The 23,906-nt window shown below is 71.1% G+C and carries 19 protein-coding genes; 9 read left to right on the top strand and 10 right to left on the bottom strand.

Annotated features, from left to right (window positions below; all coding sequences use genetic code 11):
* Positions 1 to 93: 93 nt before the first annotated feature.
* The 3 genes from CIK81_RS13105 to CIK81_RS13095 all read right to left on the bottom strand — a co-directional run bounded on the left by CIK81_RS13105 (position 94) and on the right by CIK81_RS13095 (position 3,834).
* Positions 94 to 1,392 carry an MFS transporter gene (locus CIK81_RS13105; RefSeq protein ID WP_241964161.1) on the bottom strand — a complete coding sequence of 433 codons (1,299 nt, stop codon included), beginning with the start codon at positions 1,390 to 1,392 and terminating at the stop codon, positions 94 to 96.
* Positions 1,393 to 1,606: 214 nt separating this feature from the next.
* Positions 1,607 to 2,620 carry a Gfo/Idh/MocA family protein gene (locus CIK81_RS13100; RefSeq protein WP_096163724.1) on the bottom strand — a complete coding sequence of 338 codons (1,014 nt, stop codon included), beginning with the start codon at positions 2,618 to 2,620 and terminating at the stop codon, positions 1,607 to 1,609.
* Positions 2,621 to 2,871: 251 nt separating this feature from the next.
* Complete coding sequence (locus CIK81_RS13095) at positions 2,872 to 3,834, bottom strand: Gfo/Idh/MocA family protein (protein WP_096163723.1); 963 nt, start codon at positions 3,832 to 3,834, stop codon at positions 2,872 to 2,874.
* A 404-nt stretch (positions 3,835 to 4,238) separates the two neighbouring features.
* On the opposite strand from CIK81_RS13095, the gene CIK81_RS13090 reads away from it, so the two are divergent.
* Positions 4,239 to 5,009, top strand: a complete 771-nt coding sequence (locus CIK81_RS13090) for a hypothetical protein (RefSeq protein ID WP_114306222.1) — start codon at positions 4,239 to 4,241, stop codon at positions 5,007 to 5,009.
* Here CIK81_RS13090 and CIK81_RS13085 read toward each other — a convergent pair.
* Positions 4,965 to 5,768 carry an IclR family transcriptional regulator gene (locus CIK81_RS13085; protein ID WP_158542034.1) on the bottom strand — a complete coding sequence of 268 codons (804 nt, stop codon included), beginning with the start codon at positions 5,766 to 5,768 and terminating at the stop codon, positions 4,965 to 4,967. The genes CIK81_RS13090 and CIK81_RS13085 overlap by 45 nt on opposite strands.
* Positions 5,769 to 6,021: 253 nt before the next feature.
* Between CIK81_RS13085 and CIK81_RS13080 the strand changes: the two genes are divergently transcribed.
* The 4 genes from CIK81_RS13080 (at position 6,022) to mgtE (ending at position 12,282) form a co-directional block, all read left to right on the top strand.
* Positions 6,022 to 7,452 (top strand): MFS transporter, encoded by a 1,431-nt coding sequence (locus CIK81_RS13080; protein ID WP_338075608.1) that lies wholly within the window; start codon positions 6,022 to 6,024, stop codon positions 7,450 to 7,452.
* Between the two features lie 124 nt (positions 7,453 to 7,576).
* Positions 7,577 to 8,824 carry a D-mannonate dehydratase ManD gene (gene manD / locus CIK81_RS13075; RefSeq protein ID WP_114306219.1) on the top strand — a complete coding sequence of 416 codons (1,248 nt, stop codon included), beginning with the start codon at positions 7,577 to 7,579 and terminating at the stop codon, positions 8,822 to 8,824.
* Positions 8,825 to 8,967: 143 nt separating this feature from the next.
* Positions 8,968 to 10,797: an aryl-sulfate sulfotransferase gene (locus CIK81_RS13070; RefSeq protein WP_114355794.1), complete on the top strand. Its 1,830-nt coding sequence runs from the start codon at positions 8,968 to 8,970 to the stop codon at positions 10,795 to 10,797.
* Positions 10,798 to 10,923: 126 nt separating this feature from the next.
* Positions 10,924 to 12,282: a magnesium transporter gene (gene mgtE, locus CIK81_RS13065; RefSeq protein WP_096163714.1), complete on the top strand. Its 1,359-nt coding sequence runs from the start codon at positions 10,924 to 10,926 to the stop codon at positions 12,280 to 12,282.
* Positions 12,283 to 12,483: 201 nt separating this feature from the next.
* On the opposite strand, the gene CIK81_RS13060 is transcribed toward mgtE, so the two are convergent.
* Positions 12,484 to 13,788: an MFS transporter gene (locus CIK81_RS13060; protein ID WP_096196220.1), complete on the bottom strand. Its 1,305-nt coding sequence runs from the start codon at positions 13,786 to 13,788 to the stop codon at positions 12,484 to 12,486.
* Between the two features lie 149 nt (positions 13,789 to 13,937).
* Positions 13,938 to 14,378, bottom strand: a complete 441-nt coding sequence (locus tag CIK81_RS13055) for a MarR family winged helix-turn-helix transcriptional regulator (protein WP_241964160.1) — start codon at positions 14,376 to 14,378, stop codon at positions 13,938 to 13,940.
* Between the two features lie 240 nt (positions 14,379 to 14,618).
* Between CIK81_RS13055 and CIK81_RS13050 the strand changes: the two genes are divergently transcribed.
* A complete protein-coding gene (locus CIK81_RS13050; protein WP_096196218.1) occupies positions 14,619 to 15,701 on the top strand; it encodes an alkene reductase in 1,083 nt (360 codons plus the stop codon).
* Positions 15,702 to 15,710: 9 nt separating this feature from the next.
* On the opposite strand, the gene CIK81_RS13045 is transcribed toward CIK81_RS13050, so the two are convergent.
* From CIK81_RS13045 to CIK81_RS13030, 4 genes are all read right to left on the bottom strand, one after another.
* Complete coding sequence (locus tag CIK81_RS13045; protein WP_096163710.1) at positions 15,711 to 16,694, bottom strand: sugar kinase; 984 nt, start codon at positions 16,692 to 16,694, stop codon at positions 15,711 to 15,713.
* Positions 16,691 to 17,344, bottom strand: coding sequence for a bifunctional 4-hydroxy-2-oxoglutarate aldolase/2-dehydro-3-deoxy-phosphogluconate aldolase (locus CIK81_RS13040; protein ID WP_096163709.1), 654 nt, complete (start codon positions 17,342 to 17,344; stop codon positions 16,691 to 16,693). The genes CIK81_RS13045 and CIK81_RS13040 overlap by 4 nt, the downstream gene beginning before the upstream one ends.
* A 108-nt stretch (positions 17,345 to 17,452) precedes the next feature.
* Positions 17,453 to 18,457: an L-idonate 5-dehydrogenase gene (locus CIK81_RS13035; RefSeq protein ID WP_096163708.1), complete on the bottom strand. Its 1,005-nt coding sequence runs from the start codon at positions 18,455 to 18,457 to the stop codon at positions 17,453 to 17,455.
* Positions 18,457 to 19,971 carry a mannitol dehydrogenase family protein gene (locus tag CIK81_RS13030; protein ID WP_199586369.1) on the bottom strand — a complete coding sequence of 505 codons (1,515 nt, stop codon included), beginning with the start codon at positions 19,969 to 19,971 and terminating at the stop codon, positions 18,457 to 18,459. The genes CIK81_RS13035 and CIK81_RS13030 overlap by 1 nt, the downstream gene beginning before the upstream one ends.
* Before the next feature lie 302 nt (positions 19,972 to 20,273).
* On the opposite strand from CIK81_RS13030, the gene CIK81_RS13025 reads away from it, so the two are divergent.
* From CIK81_RS13025 to CIK81_RS13010, 3 genes are all read left to right on the top strand, one after another.
* A complete protein-coding gene (locus CIK81_RS13025; RefSeq protein ID WP_096163706.1) occupies positions 20,274 to 20,909 on the top strand; it encodes an SRPBCC domain-containing protein in 636 nt (211 codons plus the stop codon).
* Between the two features lie 223 nt (positions 20,910 to 21,132).
* Complete coding sequence (gene dgoD, locus CIK81_RS13020) at positions 21,133 to 22,281, top strand: galactonate dehydratase (protein ID WP_096163705.1); 1,149 nt, start codon at positions 21,133 to 21,135, stop codon at positions 22,279 to 22,281.
* 190 nt (positions 22,282 to 22,471) lie between these two features.
* Positions 22,472 to 23,887: a GntP family permease gene (locus CIK81_RS13010; protein WP_096163704.1), complete on the top strand. Its 1,416-nt coding sequence runs from the start codon at positions 22,472 to 22,474 to the stop codon at positions 23,885 to 23,887.
* The last annotated feature ends 19 nt before the right edge of the window (positions 23,888 to 23,906 follow it).

Below are 23,906 nucleotides of genomic sequence, written 5' to 3'. Positions count from 1 at the left end.
CGCGAGGAGTTCGAATCCGGGTCTCGGACGTGGCAGCGTCAGGAGCGCCTGGCAGGGAGTCCTGGAGTGAGCGCGGCGTGGGCAGGGGCCGGTTCAGACTGCTGCGGCAGAGGGGTCCGGCCCCGGCCCGCGCCGACTCCGTGACCAGCGGGCCACCAGCAGGTGCAACGGCAGGGTGAGCGCGAGGATCCCGGCGGCGAGCAGAGGAAGGTGCCCGGGAGCCAGGCCCGTGCTCAGGGCGAGCCCGCCCACTCCGCCGCCGAGAGCGCTGCCCAGCGAGATCGCGCTCGCGTTCAGCGCCATCACCACGGCGACCGACGCCGGGGCCATCGCGGCCAGGCGCGCCTGCTGCGGGACCGCATGCCCGCCGTTGCCGACGCCTGCGAGCACGAACCAGACCAGGCTGAGCACCGCGAACGCGGCGGGGGCGGCCAGCGAGAAGGCGAGCGCTCCGAACAGGGCGTCGACCAGCAGGCCGCAGAGGATCACGGTGAGCACCCGCACCGGCGAGAAGCGGTCCACGAGCCTCCCGGTGATGGCATTGCCGACCATGCTCGCCACCCCGTAGGCGCACATGATCACGATCATCATCCACCGGGCAGGGTGCGTCGGCTCCAGGATCAGCACCGCATAGGTGAAGCAGGTGTAGCTCGCGCACAGCACCCCGGTGGAGACCAGCAGACCGGCGACCAGGCGGGGCTGGGCGAGCGGTCGCAGCCGGTCCGCGAGGGAGGAGGATGGATAGCGCAGCGGCGGCAGGCGCAGCCCGATCCCGATCAGGGCGATCGTGCCCACGACGGAGACGAGCACCAGCGGCAGGCGCCAGCTGGTCTGCCCGAGGATCAGGCCGACGGGAACCCCGAGCGCAGTCGCCGTCATCCAGCCGCCGAGCACGAAGGACAGCGCCCGACCACGATGTCGCTCGGCCACCAGGTGCACCACGTACCCGGTCACGGCCGCCCCCAGCAGGCATCCGCCGAGCGCTGCGATCACGCGCCCGCCGAGCGCGACCCCATAGGTGGGCGCGACGGCGTTGAGCAGGTTGCCGGCGACGAAGGTGGTCAGCGCCCCCATGATCACGCGGCGCTGCTCCCATCCGCTGGTCGTCGCGCCGAGGATGGGTCCCGCCACTGCCGCGGTGAGCGCGAAGACGGAGACCAGCTGCCCGGCCAGGGCCGCGGTCACGTCGAGGTCGGCGGCGATGTCCGGCAGCAGGCCGGCCAGCACGTACCCGTCGATGCCCGTGGTGAAGGTCGCGACCGCCAGCCAGATCAGCGTGCTGTACGGGACACCGCTCGGGCCCGCCGGACCGGTGCCCGACGTGGACGTGCTCGCGCCGGCAGCATCTCGTCCCTCCACGGAAGGATCGCCGGGGCCGTCGGAGCGGGTCACGAGGCGGGGCCTCTCTGTCGATGGGTGTCAGTGGGTGTCAGGCAGCGGAGGAGATGGCGTGCCGAGCAGCGGAGAAGATGGGGCGCAGGTGCGCGCGACGGAGGCCAGTTATGCGGCCCCAGGACCGATGATGTGCGAAACATCGGTCCTGGGGCCGCATAACTGAGGCGTGGGTCGGCGACCGCGGGAGCCGACGCCGGCCCGCCCGGGCCTCTCAGAGGCTGATGACGTCGGCGACCTGGCCGGTCTTCGAGGACTCGTAGGCCGCGAGGATCACGCCGAGCACGCTGACGCCCTCGACCTGGTTGTTGATCGGGCGCTGGCCGGTGGTGAGCACGTCCACGAAGTGCGCGATCTCGGCGGCGAAGGTGTCGACCTGCTCGTGCTCGAAGACCTGCTCCTCCTCGCCGCGCAGCTGCACGCGCAGGGTGGAGCCGTCGGAGCTGAGCGAGCCCTTCTCGCCGACGGCGGAGAAGCGATCGGTGCCGGGGGCCGCCTGGTAGGCCCAGGAGGTGACCATCTGGCCCACCGCGCCGTTGTCGAAGCGCACCAGGACCTGTGCGGAGTCCTCGCCCTCCATGAACTTCAGACGGTGGGTCGAGAGCATGGCGAAGGCGCTGACGGGGGTGGCGCCGGCCAGGTGCAGCATCAGGTAGGTGGGGTGGTAGCCGGTGTCGATCAGCTCGCCGCCGCCCGAGGTCGCGGCCTGCCCGCGCCAGCCCATCGAGTCCGGGTCGAAGTCGTTGAAGAAGGAGTCGGTGGTGCGCACCTCGTAGACCTGGCCGAGTGCACCGGAGTCGATGACCTCCTTGGCCTTCGCCACGGCGGGCATGAACAGCTGGTTGTGCGCGCACATCAGCGTGACGCCGGTCTTCTCGATGACCTGGCTGACCGTGGTGGCCTCTTCGGGGGTCAGGCACAGCGGCTTCTCGCACAGGATGTGCTTGCCGGCCTCGGCTGCCGCGATGATCGCGGGGGTGTGCAGGTGGTGGGGGAGGCAGATGTCGACCGCGTCGACATTGGGGTCCTTCACCATCTCGGTGAAGTCGCTGTACCCGGTCGCGCCGGTCTCCTCGACGCGGCGGGCGAGGGTCTCCTCGCTGGCGTCGGCGATCGCGGTGATGGTGACGCGGTCGGGGATCTGTGCGTAGCCCTTGAGGTGGGCGTTGGCGATGCCGCCGCCGCCGATGATGCCGATGCGGACGGGGGACTGGACGTTGGTGGTCATGGGGTTCTCCTCCGGAGGGTGATGGGTCATGCGGTGTGCTGTGTGCTGAGTGCTGTGGACTCCGTCCCGACGGTGACTGGCACGTGGGAACGGCGGGGTGACGGCCGGTGCGACGGGACCCGAGAGATCTGATCAATCGGCGTGACCGGCCTGACCGACGGGATCGGCCGGACCAGCGCGATCCGCGCGATCGGTCTGACCACGCTCGCCAGCCGCCCTCGCGTGTCGGCCGTCGTCGGGCGTGGGCCGTCTCAGGCGGACGCGGCGGCGTTCGCGGCGACGACCAGCTCGGTCAGTGCCCGAGCGCGATCGAGGTTCTCGGTGGTCTCCTCGCCGGTGCGGATCGAGTCGACCCACTGGGCGAAGGGGTTCGGGATGTCGGCGGGGACATCGACGGGGGTGGGGCCCTCGCCGGTGTCCACCACCATGCCGCCGTCGGCCCCGAGCCCGTAGGTGAGGGTGCCGGTGGTGCCCTGCACCTCGATGGAGAACGGGCTGAACGGGGTCACGAACCCGGTCTCGACCACGCCGATCGCGCCGTCGGGGCTGGCCACGGTGACCACCGCGTTGTCCTCCACGCCGCGACCGGTCATGTCGGTGTAGGTGGCGGAGGCGACGGTGACGTCGGTGCCCAGGATCAGCTGGGTGAGGTAGGCGGGGTGCGCGGCGAGGTCGCTGAAGGCGCCGCCGATCGCCTCGGCCGGGTCGTAGAACCGCGCGGGCAGCCAGTCCGCGGTCGAGCCGTTGTGGGCCAGGCGCACCCGGGAGTAGCTCAGGCGACCGAGCGTGCCGGCCTCGAGCACCTTCCGCAGGGCGACGGTGTAGCCGTGGGACAGGCGCGGCAGGGACACGGTGACCTGCACTCCGGCGGCCCGAGCGGCCTCCAGCAGCTCATCGCACTCGGCCAGGGTGGGCGCGAGCAGCTTCTCGGTGAACACGTGCTTGCCAGCGGCGACGACCTTGCCGATCACCTCGCGGTGCACGGTGGTGGCGGTGGTGATGGTGACGCCGTCGAGGTCCTCGCGGGCCAGGAGCTCGTCGAGATCGGCGACGAAGTCGACGCCGACGGTCTCGGCCAGCGCCCGGCCGCGCTCGGCGTCGTCGTCCCAGACGGCGACGAGCTCGGTATCAGGGTGGTTCTGGGCTTCTCTCGCGTACTCCTCGGCATGGACATGCCAGGCGGAAAGGGCAGCGATGCGCAGCGGTGCGGACACGAATCCTCACGATCCAGGGTTGGGGGAGCGACGTGCCCGCAGGACTTACAGCCGCGTTGATGGTGTGACCAAGCCTACAGATGATTCGACGATGTGCACCCCCTCGGGGCGCCCTTTTTTGCCAAGACTTAACCGCTTCGTCCTGCGGGGAGTCGGAATCCCGGCATCTCGGGCCCTGTCGGGCGCCCTGACGGCGGGGCGCCCTGGGGGCGAAATGCCTGAGAGGCACGCGGATGCTCCCGAGGTCCCCGAGAGCGACGGCCCCGAGAGTGCCGACCCCCGAGAGCGACGGCCCCGAGATCGAGGACCCCGAGAGCTCCGCGACGAGTCCGCGAGGATGTCGCGCAACGACGGGTTCGTGAACATCGCTCCCGTTCGTGCCTGGGAAGGGGGACGATATGGGTATGTCCCTGGATCTGGACCCCCTCGAGCTCCTCACGGTCGCCCTGACCGCCGTGATGCTCGCCCTGCCGATCTCGTTCCCCCTCGCTGCCGCCGCGATCGCCGCGCCCCGCCGACTCTGGAATGGAGCGGGCCTCGCTCTGGGGCTCGGGATCCTGCTCGGCGTGATCGCCTCCATCGCCGGCCACTTCCTCGACATGGGCGGCACCACGCTGGTCGCGTCCTCGGTCACCCATCTGCTGGGCATGGCGCTGGTGATCGCGGCGGCCCTCTTCGTGGTGATCCGGTCCGACGGGTCGCGGCTGACCGCCGTGGTCGGCATCCTCGCCTGTGCCCTGATCGGGCTCGGCGAGCCCAGTCAGGTCCTGCCCGCGCTGCTCGGGCTCTCGCAATCGGACCTCGTGGTGGGGGCCGGCACCGTGATCGAGGCGCTCGTGGTGGTCGTGGTGGTCGGCGCTCTGGTCGCCGCTGCCGGACGGGTGCGCGCCCTCCAGATCGGCATCGCCGCTGCGGGCGCGGTGGCGGCGGCGATGATCGCGTTCTCGGTGGTCATGCATCTGATGCACGGGACGAGTGCTCTGGAGGCGAGCGATCTTCAGGGCGTGGTCGATCTCCAGGGAGTGGGTGACGTCCGCAGTGGCGGGATCCCGCTCGTGCCGCAGCTGGTCGTGATCGTCGCGGTGCTGGTGATCGGCACCATCCTGGGTGCCGTCGTCGAGGCGGTCCTCTCAGGCCGGCGGAGCGACCTGGAAGCCGGTCGGAGCAAGGCGTGAGAGCTCCTCGCGCAGCAGGTCCGCGACCTCCGTGCGACGCCGGGTGCCCATCCGTTCGATGGGCCCGGTGACGCTGACCGCCACGGAGCGGCCGCCCGGGCGCACGAGAGCCACTCCCACGCAGGCGATGCCTGATTCGTTCTCCTCCACCTCCGTGGACCACCCGCGCTGCCGGGTCTCCTCGACGACGTCCGTGAGGCGCGCGAGGTCGACGCTCTGGCCGGGCTCACCCATGTCCGCAGCGGTGGCCTGTGCGTATGCGTCCAGCGCGGATCCGTGCACTCCGTCGGCCGCGAGCACGGCGCGCCCCATGGCGGTGCGCGCGGCGGGGGCTCGCTTGCCGATGCTGGACCACACGCGCACGGTGCGCTCGGGCTCGACCTTGTCGAGGTAGAGCACGCTGGTGCCGTCGAGCCGCCCGAGGTGCACGAGCTCCTGGGTGTGGTGCGAGACGGCTGCGAGAGCCGGCGCGAACAGGGTCGCGAGGTTCTCCCCGCGCTCGAAATGGCCGGCCAGCAGCGGGATCGCACCGCCCATCCGGTAGCGCTGATCCGGCGCGATCTGCTCGGCGAAGTCGCGGTGGATGAGGGCCCGCAGCAGACGGTGCACGGAGGCCTTGTTCAGCTCGCTGCGCTCGGCGACATCGCGCAGCGTGATCCCCTCGGGGCCGGCCTCGGCGAGGATCTCGAGCAGGATCAGCGCCTTGTCGACACTCCCGACGGGGGAGGCAGTGGGTCCAGGTGCTGGTGTGCCGGTCATCGATCTCCTCAGTGTTCCGTCTCTTCGTTCCGTCTCTTCGTTCCGTCTCTTCGTTCCGTCTCTTCGTTCCGTCTCGTCGTCCCGCCTCGGTGCCGCGCCGGGACGGCGTTGCTGACCTCCGTCGGCAGGTTTATGCTTGTCGCGCATCTCGAAACAGACGTTTTGCACTACGAAACGATACAGGGATCAGACGGGGAAAGCCACCCGCAGATCCCGGCTCGCCCGCGTCCAGTGGGCCGCGCGAAGGAGCACGATGAGCACCAACCCGACCGCTTCCGCCGATCGATATGACACGCCCGATGGGCTGCACTCCGGGGCCATGCCTCCCGGCAAGGAAGTCCCTGTGCGCTCGGTGGGCGACCTCGTGCGGGCGGCGATCTCCGGCTGGCTCGGCACCGCCCTGGAGTTCATGGATTTCCAGCTGTACTCGCTCGCGGCGGCGCTGGTGTTCAGTCAGCTCTTCTTCGCCTCCTCGGATCCGGGAATGGCGGTGATCGGCGCGATGGCCACGTACGGCGTCGGCTACGTAGCGCGCCCCGTCGGGGCCTGGTACTTCGGCCGGATGGGCGACAGGATCGGCCGCAGGAAGGTGCTCTTCTACACGATCGTGCTGATGGGCTCGGCCACCACGCTGATCGGCGTGCTGCCCACCTACGGCCAGATCGGCCTGGCGGCGCCTGCATTGCTCGTGCTGCTGCGACTCCTGCAGGGCTTCGGAGCGGGCGCCGAGATCTCCGGCGCGGGCGTGATGCTCGCGGAGTACGCCCCGGTCAGGCGGCGCGGTCTGGTCGCCTCCCTGGTCGCGCTCGGCACCAACTGCGGCACCCTGTTCGCCTCCGCGATCTGGGGGCTGCTGCTGGTGGTCGTCACCGAGCAGCAGCTGCTGGATTGGGCCTGGCGCGTCCCCTTCATCGCCAGCGCCGTGGTGATGGTCTTCGCCGTGTGGGTGCGTCTGAACCTCAAGGAGAGCCCCGTCTTCGAGGCCCGCGGCGACGTGGCCGACGGTGAGGTGGTCGATGACGAGCAGATCGCCGCCGGCGAGGCGCCTGCCGAGGCGGAGGAGTTCGCCGAGGCCCGGTCGCTCACGGTGAAGTCGGTCGCGGTCGCCTTCCTGCTGCGCTTCGGCCAGGCCGGCAACTCCGGCATGATCCAGACCTACCTGATCACCTTCATGACGGTCTTCCTGCTGCTGGACAAGCAGCTCTCCACCGAGGTCGTCATCATCTCCTCGCTCTTCGCCTTCGCGACCGTGCCCGTGATCGGCCTGCTCGGCGACAGGTTCGGCCGCAAGACGATGTACACGATCATGAGCGCCGCCGGCCTGATCGCGGCCCTGCCCTGTGTGCTGCTGATTGTCAGCGGGGTGACCTGGCAGGTCATCGTCGGCTACGTGATCATCCACAACCTCGGCGTGATGGCCCTGGCATCGATGGAGAACCTGACCCTGCCCGAGATCTTCGGAGCGAAGAACCGCTACCAGGCCACCGGTGTGGTGCGCGAGGTCGCGGCGATCATCGCCACCGGCGCCACCCCGGTGATCGCGGCCGTGCTCGTGGACGTCACCGGCTCCTGGATCCCCGTCGCCGTGATCATCATGTTCTTCAGCGCCTGTGCCCTGTTCGCCGCCATCTGGATGAAGGAGGTCGCCGGGCGCGACCTCACCGATCCCCGCCCCGCCATGTGAGGGCGGCCGCCCGTGCCACCCGCGGGAAGGTACGGGCCGCTGGCAGCCGCAGCACTGCTGCGCGCACCCCACGCTTCATCTCCCTACCCCACGACCACACCAGAACTCCCCGGAGGAGCACCCGATGAGCATCGAACGCATCGACGTCAACGTCACCAGCCCCGGCAGGAACTTCGTGACCGTGAAGGTCACCACGAGCGACGGCGTCGTCGGCCTCGGCGACGGCACGCTGAACGGCCGCGAGCTGGCGGTCGTCTCCTATCTGCGTGACCACGTCGCCCCGACGCTCATCGGTCGGGACGAGTCCGCGATCGAGCAGACCTGGCAGTACCTCTACCGCAGCCCGTACTGGCGCCGCGGCCCGGTCACCATGGCGGCCATCTCCGCGATCGACATGGCGCTGTGGGACATCGCGGCGAAGAAGGCCGGCGTGCCCCTGTACAAGCTGCTCGGCGGCGCCTCGCGCACCGGTCTGCTCACCTATGCGCATGCCTCCGGCACCACGATCGAGAAGCTCAACGAGGCGATCCACGGATACGTCGAGCAGGGCTTCCAGGCCGTGCGGATCCAGGCGGGCGTGCCCGGACTGGACCAGATCTACGGGGTCCACGACTCGGCCCCGGGCGGGAAGTACGAGTACGAGCCTGCCGACCGCGCCGAGACGCTCGGCGACGGCTCCGCGATGCGGCCGACGGAGGAGACCTGGGATACCCGGGCCTACCTGCGTCATCTGCCCACCGTCTTCGCCGGCGTGCGCGAGGAGTTCGGCCCCGAGCTGCGTCTCCTGCACGACGGCCACCACCGGATGAGCCCCATCGAGGCCGCCCGGCTCGCGAAGTCGCTCGAGCCCTACGACCCGTTCTGGCTCGAGGACTGCACCCCCGGCGAGGACCAGGATGTGCTGCGCCTGGTGCGCCAGCATTCGGTGACGCCGCTGGCCATCGGCGAGGTCTTCAACTCGGTGTACGACTACCAGACCCTGATCACCGAGCGCCTGATCGATTACGTCCGCTCCTCGGCCACTCACGCCGGCGGCATCACCGGGCTGCGCCAGATCATGAGCTTCGCCGCCGTCTACGGGATCCGCTCCGGGTTCCACGGCCCCACCGACGTCTCCCCGGTGGGCATGGCCGCGAACCTCCACCTGGGCCTGGCGATCCACAACTTCGGGATCCAGGAGTTCATGCCGCACTCGGAGACCACCCTGTCGGTGTTCCGCACCAGCTACGTCTTCGAGGACGGTCTGCTGCACCCGGGCGAGACCCCGGGCCTCGGCGTCGATCTCGACGAAGAGGCGGCGGCCGCTCACGAGTACGTGCCTGCCTACCTGCCGGTGAACCGTCTCCGGGACGGCTCCGTGCACGACTGGTGAACCCGCGCGGTGACCACGAGCGGTGACCATGCGCGGTGAGTCCGCACGGGCTGCGAGCGCGCGGTGCTCGAAGCCCGCGTGCTCGCAGCGCTTCTCGCGCCCTTCGCGGCACCGTTGGGGGAGTTCCCTCCTAGGGTGGGCCCATGCTCACCGATCGATTCCGCGGCACCCCACGGCCCGCCTCGCCCTCGGCCGGTTCCCCGGTGCGCCGTCGGACCCTGCTGACGGGCACCGCCGGTGCCTCACTGGCGCTGATGGCGCTGGCCGCCTGCGACGAGGAGGACGCCGAGCTCGGCCCGCAGGAGCCGGACACCGAGGCGGTCGCCGACCTCGAGGTCGTCTACCGCGAGGACCCCGCCTCCCGCGGGGACTGGACGGTGTGGATCGTCGGCTACGACCTCCCGGACGGGGAGGAGGCGCCGCCCCTGTACGAGGCGACCACTCAGCAGGCGCGCCATGAGGCGCTGCAGGCCAAGAAGGCGGAGAAGCAGTGGACCCGTGAGGATCCCCTGCTGGTGCTGGATCCCTACGGCAGCACCCGCACCGGGCTGTACGTGTTCTTCGAGGACGGATCGGCCGGCGAGCTCGACGCCCTGGTGCGGGCCGCGTCGACCGCCGACTTCGGGCGCACCATCGCCAACCACGCCACCGGAACCGGCTTCGAGGGTCTGGTCGTCGGCCTGGTCCCCGGCGCCCACAACACGCTGACCCTCACGTGGCGCCCCGAGGACAGCGCCGAGGGCGCCGGCGACGGCGGCGAGGACGCCAGTGCGAGCGGTGAGAACGGTGCGAGCGGCGAGGGCGTCGGCGAGCTGCGCATCAAGGCCCCCACCACCGAGTCCGGCTACGGCACCTCCCTCGCCGCCGAGATCACCGACGCCGACGCCCTCACACCGGGTCTGTTCGCACTCAACGGCGTCACCGTCCTCAGCAACAACACCTACCTGTTCGACAACACCGGCACGATGCGCGGCGAAGTCCTCTCCGGGGATACCGCCGCCCATCGTTTCGCGCCCGAGGGCGGCCGCATCGTCACCACGACGGGCTCGCGGCAGATCGGCGTGCTGGACCCCTTCGGCCATGCCACGGACCTGATCGACCTGGGGGATCACAGCGTCCACCACGACCTGACCCTCGTGGGGGACGTCGCCTACGTGCTGACGTCGGATTCCACGTCGGACCGGGTCGAGGACCGGGTGGTGCGGGTGGATCTCGGCACCGGCGAGGTCGCCCAGGTGGTGGACCTCCAGGAGGTGCTGCCCGAGTACGAGAGCCGCGCCCACGCCCAGGAGGGCGAGGCAGGCGGCTCGGCCGTCCCCGGCAAGGACTGGATCCACGTCAACTCGATCGACATCGTCGACGGGGTCATGATCCTCTCGGCCCGCGAGACCTCGACGATCATCGCCCTCGACGACGCGCTCGACCCCGGCTCCGAGCCCTCCGTGCGGTGGATGATCGGCGTCCAGGAGCTGTGGGAGGGCACCGGCTACGAGGATCGCTTCCTCGCCCCGGAGGGCACCGTGATCGGCAACGCGGGCCAGCACACGGTGCGCCGGCTCGACGACGACGCCCTGCCCGAGGGGCAGTTCTATCTGGAGATGTTCAACAACAACTACTGGGACCTCGGCACCCGCGACGAGGCGGACTGGCAGGACGCGGGGCCCGAGAACGCCACCACGGACGAGCACGACGGCGTCAGCCACGCCCTGCGCTACCTGGTCGACGAGGCCTCCGGCAGCTTCCGCGAGGACTCCGTCGTCGAGCTGCCGTATTCCTCGGTGGTCTCCAGCGTGTTCCGCCTCGGCGACGGCGGGATCGACCAGCCGATGATCACCAACTCCGGGCGCGCGAACGAGTTCTCCGAGCGCACGGCCGACGGGACGATCCTGGCCTCCTATCGCTACGACTCCGCCAGCCACGGCTACCGGGTCTACAAGGACCCCTTCGACGGATTCTGGTTCAGCGGACAGTGACCCGGGCGCCGCTCCCGCTGCGCTCCTCAGCCCCGAGCACATGGTCGGGCGGCTCGGCGCCGATCAGGTGACCGGCCTGCCCTCGGCGCTGCCCACAATCGCTCCGGAGTCGGACACAATGGCTTCGTGACCAGAACCCAGGCGACCGTCGACTCCGTCCTCACCCTGCTGCGTGAGGAGCCCCAGCACGAGGGGCAGCTCGAGCATCTCGCGCGAGAAGCGCGCGAGTTGCCCGTGGGCGAGCTCGTCTATCTGGTCGAGACTCGCCCCGCCACCGAGGCGGCGCTGCTGTTCCGGGTGCTCCCCAAGTCGATCGCGCTGACGGTCTTCGAAGCACTCCCGGCCCACCATCAGGCCGAGCTGATCTCCGGGCTGCGCACGCAGCAGGTCGCCGACATCATCGGGGACCTCGACCCGGATGACCGTGCCTCGCTGTTCGACGAGCTGCCGGCATCGGTCGCCGAACGCCTCATGCACGGACTGGACGCCGACGAGCGGGCCATGACCACCTCGGTCCTGGGGTATCCGCGCGACTCCATCGGGCGCTACATGTCGCCGGAGGTGCTCTCGCTCCGGCCGGAGTGGACCGTGGCGGAGGCGCTCGCGCACGTGCGCACCCATGCTGCGGAGCCCGAGACCATCTACCTGCTCCCGGTCATCGACGCCACCCGCAGCCTCGAGGGCGTGGTGGGGCTGCGGCGCCTGCTGCTGGTGGATCCCGAGGCCCGCGTGGGAGACATCGCGCACGAGGCGGTCCACGCCCTGGCCACCGATGACCGAGAGGACGCGGCGCGACGCTTCTTCAGCGCGAAGCTGCTGGCGATGCCGATCGTGGATGCCGAGAACCGCCTGGTGGGCATCCTCACCGTCGACGACGCCGTCGCCATCATCGAGGAGGAGAACACCGAGGACTCCGCCCGCACCAGCGGTTCGGAGCCCCTGCCGCGCGCCTATCTGTCCACCTCGATCTTCGGGATCGTGCGCAGCCGCATCGTCTGGCTGCTCGTGCTCGCGATCTCCGCGATCCTCACCGTCCAGGTGCTCGAGATCTTCGAGGACCGCCTCGACCAGGTCGTGGTCCTGGCACTGTTCATCCCGCTGCTGACCGGCACCGGTGGCAACACCGGCAACCAGGCGGCGACCACCGTGACCCGCGCGCTCGCCGTGGACGAGGTGCGAGTGCGTGATCTGCCGCGGGTGGTCTGGCGAGAACTGCGGGTGGGCGCGACCCTGGGCCTCGTGCTGGGCGTGCTCGGCTTCGTCGTGGCCAGCCTGGTCTACGGGCTGTCGATCGGGACCGTGATGGGGCTGACGCTGATGTCGATCTGCACCATGGCGGCGATCGTCGGCGGCCTGATGCCGCTGGTGGCGAAGAGGATCGGCGCGGACCCGGCGGTTTTCTCCAACCCCTTCATCTCCACCTTCTGCGATGCCACCGGCCTGATCATCTACTTCTCGATCGCCACCGCCGTGCTGGGGCTCTGAGGCCGCGACACCTGCCTGCTCTGAGGCTGCGACACCTGGGTGGTCGGAGGCTGCGAGGCCCGCGTGGTCGCGCGCCGCGACACCTGCCTGCTCGGATGCTCCGACGTCGGCGTGCTCGGACGCGGCGACCCGGCGTGCTCGCCACCCGGGAGGGCGGCGAGCACGCCGGGTCGAGCGGCGGAGCCGGGGCGAGGATCCGGCTCAGACCTCGTCGCCGGTGGTGATCGCCTCGGCCTCCTCGGCGGGGCTGAGGTGGTGCTGCCCGACGCTCGCGAGGTGGCGGCGGCCGATGACGAGCATGAGCATGGAGAGCACCAGCGTGCCCGTGGCCAGCAGGTACGGGGCACCCGGCGCCGTCGCCGCGGCGAGCGGTCCGGCGATGGCCGGGGCGATCGCGCCGCCCAGGAAGCGCACACCGGAGTAAGCGGAGCTGGCCACGCCGCGGGGCAGATCGGTGGCCTCCATGACCGTCTCCGTGAGGGCCGTGTTCATGACGCCCAGCAGCAGACCGCCGATCACGATGAGCGTGATGAGCGCCGGCATGGAGGCCTGGGCGAAGCTCATCGCGAGCATGAGCACGGCGAGCAGGCCGAGCACCGTCAGCAGAGTCGGGATCAGCCCGAGCTTCCGGGTGAGGATCGGGGCGACGAACACCGAGGTGATCGCGAGGGCCACGCCCCAGCCGAAGAACACGCCGCCGATGCCCATGGCCCCGAACTCGCCGCCCTTCGCGGCGGCAGCCGCCTCGAGCGGGAAGGGCGAGTAGGCCAGCAGGGTGAAGAACGCGAAGTTGTAGAAGATGGCGGTCAGCGCGAGGGTGCGCAGCGCCGGGTGGGAGAGGGCCTTCAGCGCCGCGAGCGGGGAGACGTGCGCGGGCCTGTCCTCCTTCTTCAGCAGCACCAGGATCGCGAGGAAGCCGATGGCCATGAGCACCGCGGTGCCGGCGAAGGGCGCGCGCCAGGAGACCGAGCCGAGCAGACCGCCGAGCAGCGGGCCCAGCGCCATCCCGATGCCGAGCGCGGTCTCGTACAGGATGATCGCGCCGCTGCTGGGGCCGGCGGTGGCGCCCACGATCGCCGCGAGCGCGGTCGAGATGAACAGGGCGTTGCCCAGGCCCCAGCCGGCGCGCAGGCCGATGATCTCCTCGACCCCGCTGGCGCCCGCTGCGAGAGCGGCGAAGGCCACGATCAGGACCAGCCCGATGAGCAGCGTGCGCTTCACCCCGATCTTCGAGGCGAACCAGCTGGTGAAGAACATCGCGATCGCGGTGATGAACAGGTAGCTGGTGAACAGCAGCATCGCCTGCGAGGGGCTGGCGTCCAGCTGGGTGCTGATCGCGGGGAGGATCGGGTCCACGAGGCCGATGCCCATGAAGGACACGGTCGCGGCGAACGCGATCGCCCACACGGACTTGGGCTGGTGGAAGGCGTCGCGCAGGGTGGGCGCGGCGTGCTGGGTCGCGGCCGACGGTGCGGCGGTCGGGGCCTCGGTGGCGTGTGCGGTCATGCGGGGGACCTTTCGGTGGGGACGGACGCGTCCGGGAGCGGGCCGAGGTGGGTCAGCTGTCCGTGACGAGGGACAGGACCGGGCGCTGGCGGTCAGGGAGGGGTGCGGGTGAGACGAGGCGAGGACGGCCCTGGGGCCGCCCCGCGAGGTCACCCGTCGTGGGTGTCGATGAGACCGGCGAGGATCTCGGCGGCGCGATCGAGGGTGGCGAGGTCCTCGGCGGGGAGCGGTGCGAGCAGACCGCCGACGCCCACGGCCAGCTGGCGGCGCCACGCGGCGAGCTGCGCCGAGCCCTGCTCGGTGGTGGTGACCAGGGAGGACCGGGAGTCGGTGGGGTCGCCCTCGCGCTGGACCAGGCCCTCCTCCTCCAGGCGCTGGATGACGGTGGTCGCCGTGGGGCGGGAGACCCGCTCGCGATCGGCGATCTCGCTCAGGCGCAGGGGCCCGTGCCGTTCGATCGTGGAGACCACCCGCCAGGAGACGGCTCCGACGCCGACCTCGGAGCGTCGCGCCGCCAGCCGCGAGAACTGGCTGCAGACCAGTGCGAGGTGCTGGGGGAGATCGCCGGAGGCGGGAGGAGAGGTGGTCACGATGCCCCAGAGTAGTTAGCAATGCGAACGATCGCAAGGGGGCGGTGTCGGTCCAGTGCGTGCTCCGTCGGCTCAGCAGGCATCGCGTGAGCTGTGACGCGACGAGGAATAGGGCGGCGACCGGCACGGTTGCCCGCAGGGAGTGCGCCCGTCGGCCCTGCGCCGGAGGCCCGTCGGCTCCTGCCGGGAGACGAGGCGCCGATCACGACCAGCGGCCGCGTGCCGCGGAGGAGAACCCCTATGTCCGTTCTGACCACGCCGCTCGACCTCGGCGAGCTCTCGCTCCCCAACCGGATCATCATGTCGCCCCTGACCCGTGCCCGCACGGGCGATGAGCGCGTCCCCACCGAGCTGACCGCCGAGTACTACACGCAGCGCGCGGGCGCCGGTCTGATCATCAGCGAGGCCACCAGCGTCAGCCCGCAGGGCGTGGGCTACCACGGCACCCCGGGCATCTGGAGCGACGAGCAGGTCGCGGGCTGGCGCCTGGTCACCGACGCCGTCCACGCCGCGGGCGGCCGCATCCTCCTGCAGCTCTGGCACGTGGGCCGGATCTCCGACCCCGAGCTCCTGGGCGGCGACGCCCCGGTCGCGCCGAGCGCCGTCACGCCGGCCGGCCGCGTGGCGCGCCTGCGCCCCAAGCGCCCCTACGTGCAGCCCCGCGCGCTCGAGGCCGACGAGATCCCCGGGATCGTCGAGGACTTCCGGCGCGGTGCGGAGAACGCGAAGCGGGCCGGCTTCGACGGCGTGGAGATCCACGGCGCGAACGGCTACCTGATCGACCAGTTCCTGCAGGACAGCACCAACCACCGCCAGGACCGGTACGGCGGCACCGTCGAGAACCGTGCGCGCTTCCTGCTCGAGATCACCGACGCGGTGACGGACGTCTGGGGCCCCGGCCGCGTGGGCGTGCACCTGCGGCCGCGCGGCGAGGAGCATGACATGGGCGACAGCGATCCGCGCTCGATCTTCGGCCACGTCGCCGAGGAGCTCGGGCGCCGCGAGGTGGCCTTCCTGTTCATCCGCGAGGTCGAGGCGGAGGACAGCCTCATCGGCGTGATCCGTTCGCTGTTCGGCGGTCCGGTCGTCGCGAACGACCTGATGACGGCGGCCGCCGGCGAGCGCCTCATCGAGGCGGGCATGGCCGACGCCGTCTCCTTCGGCCGCGACTACATCGCCACCCCGGACCTCGCCGAGCGCATCGCGGCCGGCGCGGCGCTGAACGCGCAGGACCCCGCGACGTTCTACCCGGTCGACGGCGCGGACCTGCGCGTGGGCTACACCGATTACCCGGCGATGGCGCAGGTGCCGGCGGACGCCTGAGCTGCCGCGTCAGCGGGCGACGGGGTCCGTGGCCTCGCCGGAGAGCAGGGCCTCGAGGTCCGCCCGGCGGGGCGCGCCCTCCCAGTCGCCGGGAGTCGTGCAGGCCAGGGCTCCGCAGGCGTTCGCCCGGGCCAGGCGTGCGGGCACGTCCAGGCCGTCGAGCTGGGCGCTGAGGTAGCCGGCGACGAAGGCATCGCCGGCGCCGACGGTGTCGACCACGTCGACCCGGTTCCCGGCCGCCTCGTGGACCTCGCCGTCGGCGAGGGCGGCGGCGCCGTCGGCCCCGAGCTTGACGATCACCTGACGGCCCGGAGCGGCGAGCGCGTGCAGCAAGGCGCGGGGGTCGGAATCGTCCACGCCGGGGGCGAGGATCGACAGCTCCTCGGGCCCGCCGAAGAGGATGTCCACGTGCTCCAGGAGCTCGCCCAGCCGCTGCGCGAGCAGCTCGCGGGAGCCCAGGCGGGAGCGGTAGTTCACGTCGAGGCTGACGGTGGTCCCGGCGGCGACGGCGCGCTGCACGGCGGCGACGTTGGTGGCGTGCGCCGACTCCGACAGCAGCGGAGTGATCCCGCTGACCTGCACGATCTCTGCCTGCTCGAGCAGCCCGGCCGGCAGGTCCTCGGGGGTGAGCGCGGAAGCGGCGGAGCCCGCCCGGTAGTAGTCCACCCGGGTGGTCGTGCCCGAGGGGCGGGACTTGATCATCAGGCCCGTCGGCCGCTCCGGGTCCACCGTGCAGCGCACGTCGACGCCCTCGGCGCGGATCTCCCGCGTCACGCGCGTGCCCAGCGGGTCATCGCCCACCCGGCTCACCCAGGCGGTCGGGATGTCGAGCCGACGCAGACCGATCGCGAGGTTCGACTCGGCACCGCCGAGCGAGATGTCGACGGAGGGCAGGTGGGCGAGGGAGCCGATGACTCCGCTGCGCATCATCGCCATGGTCTCGCCGACGGCGACGACCCGGGGGCCCGCGGTGGGGTCGGGCGCCTCGTTCATGCTCCCGACTCCCGGGTGGTGACGCCGACGAACCGGGCGGCGCGGTCGGCGAGGTCGTCCAGGCTGCCGCCCTTGAGCGCGTCGCCCAGCAGCGGGCCGCCCACGGAGACGGCGTCGGCCCCGGCGCGGAGCCAGGTCGCCGCGGCCTCGAGGTCCACGCCGCCCGAGGGGATCACGCGGATGCCCGGGAAGGGCCCGCGCAGATCCTTGAGGTAGCCCGGGCCCACGACGCTCGAGGGGAACACCTTCACGGCGGCCGCGCCCGCGGCCCAACCGGCGTGCAGCTCGCTCGGGGTGAGCCCACCGGGCACGATCGCGATCCCGGCGTCCGATGCGGCGTCGAGCAGGTCTGCCCGGGTGATCGGCGTGACGATGTAATGGGCGCCGCGCTCGGCTGCGAGGCGGAGGTCATCGGGGTCGGTGACCGTGCCGATGCCGATGTCCAGCCGGTCGCCGAAGCGCTCCAGCAGGGTGGGCAGCTCATCGAGGGTGCCCGGGGTCGACAGGGTCAGCTCCACGGAGCGGATCCCGGCGCCGGCGAGGGTCTCCAGCACGGGCGCGTACTGATCGGCACGCTCGCCGCGGATCACGACGATCAGTCGAGCGGCGGCGGTGCGCTCGGGGAGGGAGGGTCGATCGGTGGTGGTCATGGGGGATCCTCTCGGAGGGTCGGCGGTCAGGGCAGGACGGCTGACGGGGCGGGGAGGGCCTGAAGCGGCGGGGAGGGCCGACGCGCAGTGCGTCGGCCCTCGTGGTCCTCACAGCTCGAGCAGCACCTTCGCGGAGCGGGAGGCGTCCTTCGCGGTCGCGAAGGCCTCGACCGCGTCTGCCGCGGGGAGGACCTGGGTGACGACGGCGTCGAAGCGGGCGTCGGCGGCGAGCACCTCGATGGCCTCGTCGATCTCCCCGTCGAAGCGCTGGGTGCCGCGCAGCTGGACCTCCTTGGCCACGAGCGCGGCGAGGTTCACGGGGATGTCCGTGTTCGGCAGGATCGCGACCTGCACGATGATCCCGGCGGGCCGCACCGCGCACACACCGGAGGACAGCGACACCGGCGCGGAGGAGCACTCGAGCACGACGTCGTAGGCGTTGTCCTCGGGGCCCGTCTCGGTGACCAGGATCGTCTCCGAGGCACCCAGGGACTTCGCGCGCTGAAGCGGCTCGGGGCGCACATCGGTCACGTCGACGGACGCGGCGCCGCGGTGCAGCAGCGCCGCCACGGCCAGCAGTCCGATCGGACCCGCGCCCAGCACCAGGCACTTCTTGCCGGTGACGTCGCCGGCGATCGTCACCGCATGCAGTGCGACGGCGAGCGGCTCGGCCAGTGCGCCACGGCGCAGCGGCAGCGACTCGGGCAGACGGCGCAGGTTCTCGCGGTCGATGACGAGGTACTCGGACGCGGCGCCCTGGCGGTGCGGGGTGACGCTCGCGCTGCCCAGGTAGTCGCCGCCGGGCCACAGGTGGGGGCGGTCCTCGATGTCCGGGGCGCTCGTGCCGTAGCGGGCGGGGTGCACGGTCACGGGTGTGCCGGGCGCGAATTCGCCGCTGGGGTCCAGGTCGACCACGGCGGAGAGCTCGTGGCCCGGGATCAGCGGCTCGGTGATGACGAACGCCCCGTTGGCCCCGTGGAAGTAGTAGTGCAGGTCGGAGCCGCAGATGCCGACGTACGCGACGCGCAGGCGCACCTCGTGCTCGCCGGGCTCGACCTCGGGGGCGTCCGCCCAGCGGATGTCCTCGGCGGCGTGGATGGTCAGTGCCTTCATCAGCGGTTCTCCTTCAGGGATGCGGCGAGGGCGTCGGCGGCCGCGGCGCGCGGACCCGACGTGACGATCGTGGTGAGCAGTTCTCCGACGGCGACGACGAAGTCCTCGTGCTGAGCGAGCTGCTCGGACAGGCAGCCGCTCTCGAGCAGGGCGCGAGCGTGCTGGGCAGGGGTGTCGGCACGGGAGGCGATCTCCTGCAGCCGGGCCTGATCGGGGTCGCTCATCGCCCGGGCCTGCTCGCCGGGCTCGAAGCCGCGGGGCGGGACCACGCAGGCGAACCAGGCGGCGACGGTGAGCGCGAGCAGGGCCGGCATCCGCCCCTGCTCGAGATGGAACAGGGCCGGGGTCGGGATCCGCTGGGGCAGGCGCATCGACCCGTCGGACCCCACCTGGCGGGTGCGATGCCCCAGGTCGTGGTTGTGCCAGCGGTGCGTGAGGTCCTCGATGTAGCCGTCGGCGTCGAGGCCCGAGGGCAGGTCGATCGTGGGCAGGTTCTCGTCCCGGATCAGCGCGAGCGTGGACTCCGCGATCCAGTCCTGCTCGAAGGAGGCGGGGATCGTGGCACGGCCGTCGAGCGCCCCGAGATAGGCGATCAGGGAGTGAGGCCCGTTGAGGATCCGCAGCTTGACCTGCTCGTACTTACTCACTTCGTCGGACATGATCACGCCGCCGCGATCCCATGCGGGGCGGCCCGCGGGGAAGTGATCCTCCATCACCCACATGGAGAACTTCTCGGCGCGCACCGGAGCGTCGTCACGCACGCCCAGCAGCTCGGCGACCTGGTCGGAGGTTCCGGGAGTGGAGGCGGGGACGATGCGGTCCACCATCGCGTCGGGGAAGGCGACCTGATCGCGCACATAGGCCAGGACGTCGTCGGGCGCGGAGGTGTGGTCGAGGAACTCGGTGACCATCTGCCGCGCCGTCTGCCCGGCGGAGGAGACGTTGTCGCAGGGCAGCACCGTGAACGGTTCGCCGCTGGCGGCGCGTTCCGCGAGGCCGCGGGCGAGCAGTCCGATGACGCTGCGGGGGTTCGCGGGGTCCTCGAGATCGCGGCGTATCGCGGCGGAGTCGACGTCGAGGTGTCCGGTGCGCGGGGAGACGGAGTAGCCGCCCTCGGAGACGGTCAGGGTGAGGATGCGGCGCTGCGCGGTGGCGATCTCGCGCACCACGGCCTGAGGATCCTCGGCCATGATGCCGAATCCGCGGTGCACGTCGACCACATCCGCCCGCGTGCCGGTGTCCGCGAGCTCGAGCACGCTGTACAGGCCGTCCTGCGCGCGCATCGGATCCACCACGGAACGGGAGCGGTTCGCGAAGCCGATGATCCCCCAGTCGCCCTCCTCGGCCGCGAGCGCGCGGGCCGTGTGCACGGCGCCGTGGGCGCGATGGAAGGCGCCGAGACCCAGGTGGATGATGCCGGCGCGCGAGGGGTCCTGAGGGGCCGAGGCTCCGAGCAGGGGCAGGCGGCGGGCGCTCGCCCGGCCGAGGGTGGGCAGGCTGTCCGGGGACGGCACGGGTACCTCCTGGTCGTTGTCAGGCACGGCTCCCGACATCGCGTTTCGACATGCGGAACGACAGTTTCGGGACTCGTAACATACTATCAAGGTCGGCCCGGGGACACCTCTGTTCTCGTTCCGTTCCCGCTCTGCCGTCGTCCCTGCTGTCGCCTCTGCTGTCGCACTCGCTGCCGCCTTGGCTGTCGCTCTGCTGGCGCTCGGCTCTCCTCGGTCGTCGCCCCTGTTCCCGGTCCAGCGCCCCGGCTACCGTGGGCGGCATCCGCGGAGATGCCCGCGCTGACGACCAGGAGAGCAGACAGATGGCGATCACCGGATTTCTCGACCACGACGGCCACGATCTCGTCCTCACCCGTTCCGTGCTCGCCCCGCGCTCGCTGATCTGGGACCATCTCACCCGCTCCGACCTGCTGGCCACCTGGTTCGGCACGTTCACCGGTGATCCGACGACGGGCCGGGTCCAGATCACGATGACTGCCGAGCCCGGTGAGGCCTCTGCGAGCGAGTGCACGATCCATGCCTGTGAGCCGGCCGAGCTGCTCACGGTCAGCACCTCGCCGCAGGCGGGCGGCTGGCGACTCTCCGTCGAGCTCGTCGACGCGCTCGGGTCCGAGACGGCCGACGCAGCCCGGGTGGCCGGCGCGGCCACCGCCAACGGGTCGGCCGACGCCGCGGGGGCGACCCATGTCGCGGGGGCGGCCGATGCCGCCGGAGTGGCCGACGCGCCGGGGCCGAGCGACCCGTCCGAGCCCGTCACCCGCGTGCGACTGCGCCACCACGACGTGCCGACCGAGATGATCCGGCACGTCGGCCCCGGCTGGGAGTGGTACCTGGACCGGCTCGTCGGCGTGGTCACCGGGGGAGAGGTCCCCGGGATGGACGTCTGGGACTCCCGCTACATGGCGCTCGGAGACGACTACGCCGCTCTCACCGACTGAGCACCCCGCCGATTGAGCACCCCGCCGATTGAGCACCCGACCGACTGAGCACCCGACCGACTGGGCATCCAGCGGGGGGACGAAGCCGTGGCGCGCGTGATTCCACCGGGCAAGCTGGGGATATGGCACCCTGGCCGCTCGTGGCCACCCCGCGGACGACTTCGTCCCACGGGCGGCTCGGCATGTCCTGCCGCCTGAACTGCCCGTCCGAGGAGCATCACCGATGAAGATCCGCACCGTCACCACCTATCAGGTCCCACCCCGCTGGGCGTTCGTGCGCATCGAGACCGACGAAGGCGTGGTCGGCTGGGGAGAACCGGTCGTCGAGGGTCGCGCCGCCACGGTGTGCGCGGCGGTCGAGGAGCTCAGCGACTACCTCGTGGGCCAGGATCCCGAGAACATCGAGGACCTCTGGACGGTCATGTACCGCGGCGGCTTCTACCGCGGCGGGCCGATCCTCATGAGCGCGATCGCCGGCATCGACCAGGCGCTGTGGGACATCAAGGGCCGCGTGCACGACATGCCCGTCCACCAGCTGCTGGGAGGGCGGGTCCGCGACCGCATCGGCGTCTACTCCTGGATCGGCGGCGACCGCCCGGCCGATACCGCACGGCAGGCCAAGAACGCGGTGGAGCGCGGCTTCAGCGCGGTGAAGATGAACGGCACCGAGGAGATGCAGTTCATCGACAGCTGGGACACGGTGACCCGCGCCGTCGAGAACGTCGCGACGATCCGCGAGGCCGTCGGGGACGACATCGGCGTGGCCGTCGACTTCCACGGCCGTGTGCATGCCCCGATGGCCAAGGTGCTGCTTCGCGAGCTCGAGCCGTTCCATCCGCTGTTCATCGAGGAGCCCGTGCTCAGCGAGAACCTCGACTCCGTGCTCGATGCTCTGCGCGCCACCCCGACGCCCATCGCGTTGGGCGAGCGGCTGTTCACCCGCTGGGACTTCAAGCGGGTGCTGGCCAGCGGCGCGGTCGACATCATCCAGCCCGACCCCTCCCACAGCGGAGGGATCACCGAGACCCGCAAGATCGCGGCGATGGCCGAGGCCTACGATGTCGCCCTCGCGCTGCACTGCCCGCTCGGCCCCATCGCTCTGGCCACCTGCCTGCAGATCGATGCCGGGGCCTACAACGCCTTCATCCAGGAGCAGAGCCTCGGCATCCACTACAACGAGGCCAACGACCTGCTCGACTATGTGAAGGACCGCTCCGTCTTCGCCTACGAGGACGGCATGGTGCGCATCCCGACGGGCCCCGGGCTCGGCATCGAGATCGATGAGGACTACGTGCGCGAGCGCGCCGAGATCGGCCACCGCTGGCGCAACCCCATCTGGCGCCACCGCGACGGCTCGCTCGCCGAATGGTGACCGAGTGCAGGCACGCCGGTCTCCCGGGCGCGCCCCGCGATCGTCCTGGTCCTCGCGGCCGCGCCGATCACCACCCCCGCCACCTTGATCACTCTGATCGCCAGCACCACTTCGATCGCACTGAACGCCCCCACCACCTTGATCGCCGTGACGACTCCGATCGCTCCGATCACCCCGAGAGGACCTGACCATGGAACTGGACTGGATAGAAGAGACCGGATGGGAGAGCTGGCTGGGTGCCGGCGGACTGATCACCGTCGCCGTCGTCACCGTGGCGCTCCTGCTGGTCATGGTGATGAAGCTGAAGATCCACGCGTTCCTCGCGCTGATCATCGTCAGCCTGCTCACCGCGGTGGTGGCCGGCATCCCGGCCGGCCAGGTCGTCCCGACCATGCTCTTCGGCTTCGGGGACACGCTCTCCAACGTCGCCCTGCTGGTCGCCATCGGCGCCATGCTCGGTGCGATGGTCGAGACCTCGGGCGGCGCGAGGGCGCTCGCCGAATGGATGATCTCGCTGTTCGGCGAGAAACGGGCCCCCTTCGCCCTGGGCGTGGCGGCGCTGTTCATCGGCTTCCCGATCTTCATGGACGCGGCGTTCGTGCTGATGGTGCCCATCGTCTACGCCGTGGCACGCCGCCTCGGCGGGAATCTGCTGGCCTTCGGCATCCCGGTGGCCGCGGCGCTGTCCGTGATGCACGTGTATCTGCCGCCCCACCCCGGCCCGGTCGCCGCCACCGCGTTCCTCGAGGCGAACCTCGGGTACGTGCTGCTCCTCGGCCTCGTGCTGGCCTTCCCCACCTGGTACGTCTCCGGTCACCTGTGGGGGAAGGTCGTCTCGAACCGCTTCCGCATCAACGTGCCGGAGACCGCCTTCGCCGGGCTCACCGGTGACGAGGAGGAGGTCGAGAACCCTCCCGCCCCGTGGACGATCATGCTGATCCTCATCCTGCCGCTGATCCTCATCCTGCTGAACACCGGCTTCGATGCTCTCGGCAGCGTCGGCGCCGTCGATCCGGACTCGACGATCGTGCAGGCGATGCGGATGCTCGGCGAGACGCCGATCGCGCTGCTGATCACGGCGCTCTTCACCGTGATCGTGCTCGGCTTCCGCCGCGGCAAGAGCGGCACCACCATCGAGAAGACGATGGACAACGCCCTCGGCCCGGTCTGCGCGGTCATCCTCATCACCGGTGCCGGCGGCATGTTCGGCGGCGTCCTGCAGGCCACCGGCATCGGCGATGCGCTCGCCGATTCGCTCTCGGACCTCGGCATCCCACTGATCCTGGCTGCCTACCTCATCGCCGTGGCGCTGCGCCTGGCGCAGGGCTCGGCCACCGTCGCGCTGACCACCGCCGCGGCGCTCGTCGCCCCCGGGATCATCACCGGCGGGTTCAGCCCCTTCGAGACGGCCTGCATGGTGCTAGCGCTCGCGGCGGGCTCGGTGTTCGCCGGCCACGTCAACGACTCGGGCTTCTGGCTCGTGGGCCGACTGCTGGACATGGACGTGAAGACCACGCTGCGGGTCTGGACCGTGCAGCAGGCGATCGAATCCGTGGTGGCCTTCGCCATGGTGCTGGCCATCTACGGGGTCGCGACCCTGTTCTGACGGCTGACGGCTGACGGCT

Origin of the sequence: Brachybacterium sp. JB7, from assembly GCF_003335205.1 — a bacterium.
Lineage (GTDB): Bacteria > Actinomycetota > Actinomycetes > Actinomycetales > Dermabacteraceae > Brachybacterium > Brachybacterium alimentarium.
This window is presented reverse-complemented; position numbering and strand designations above follow the sequence as displayed.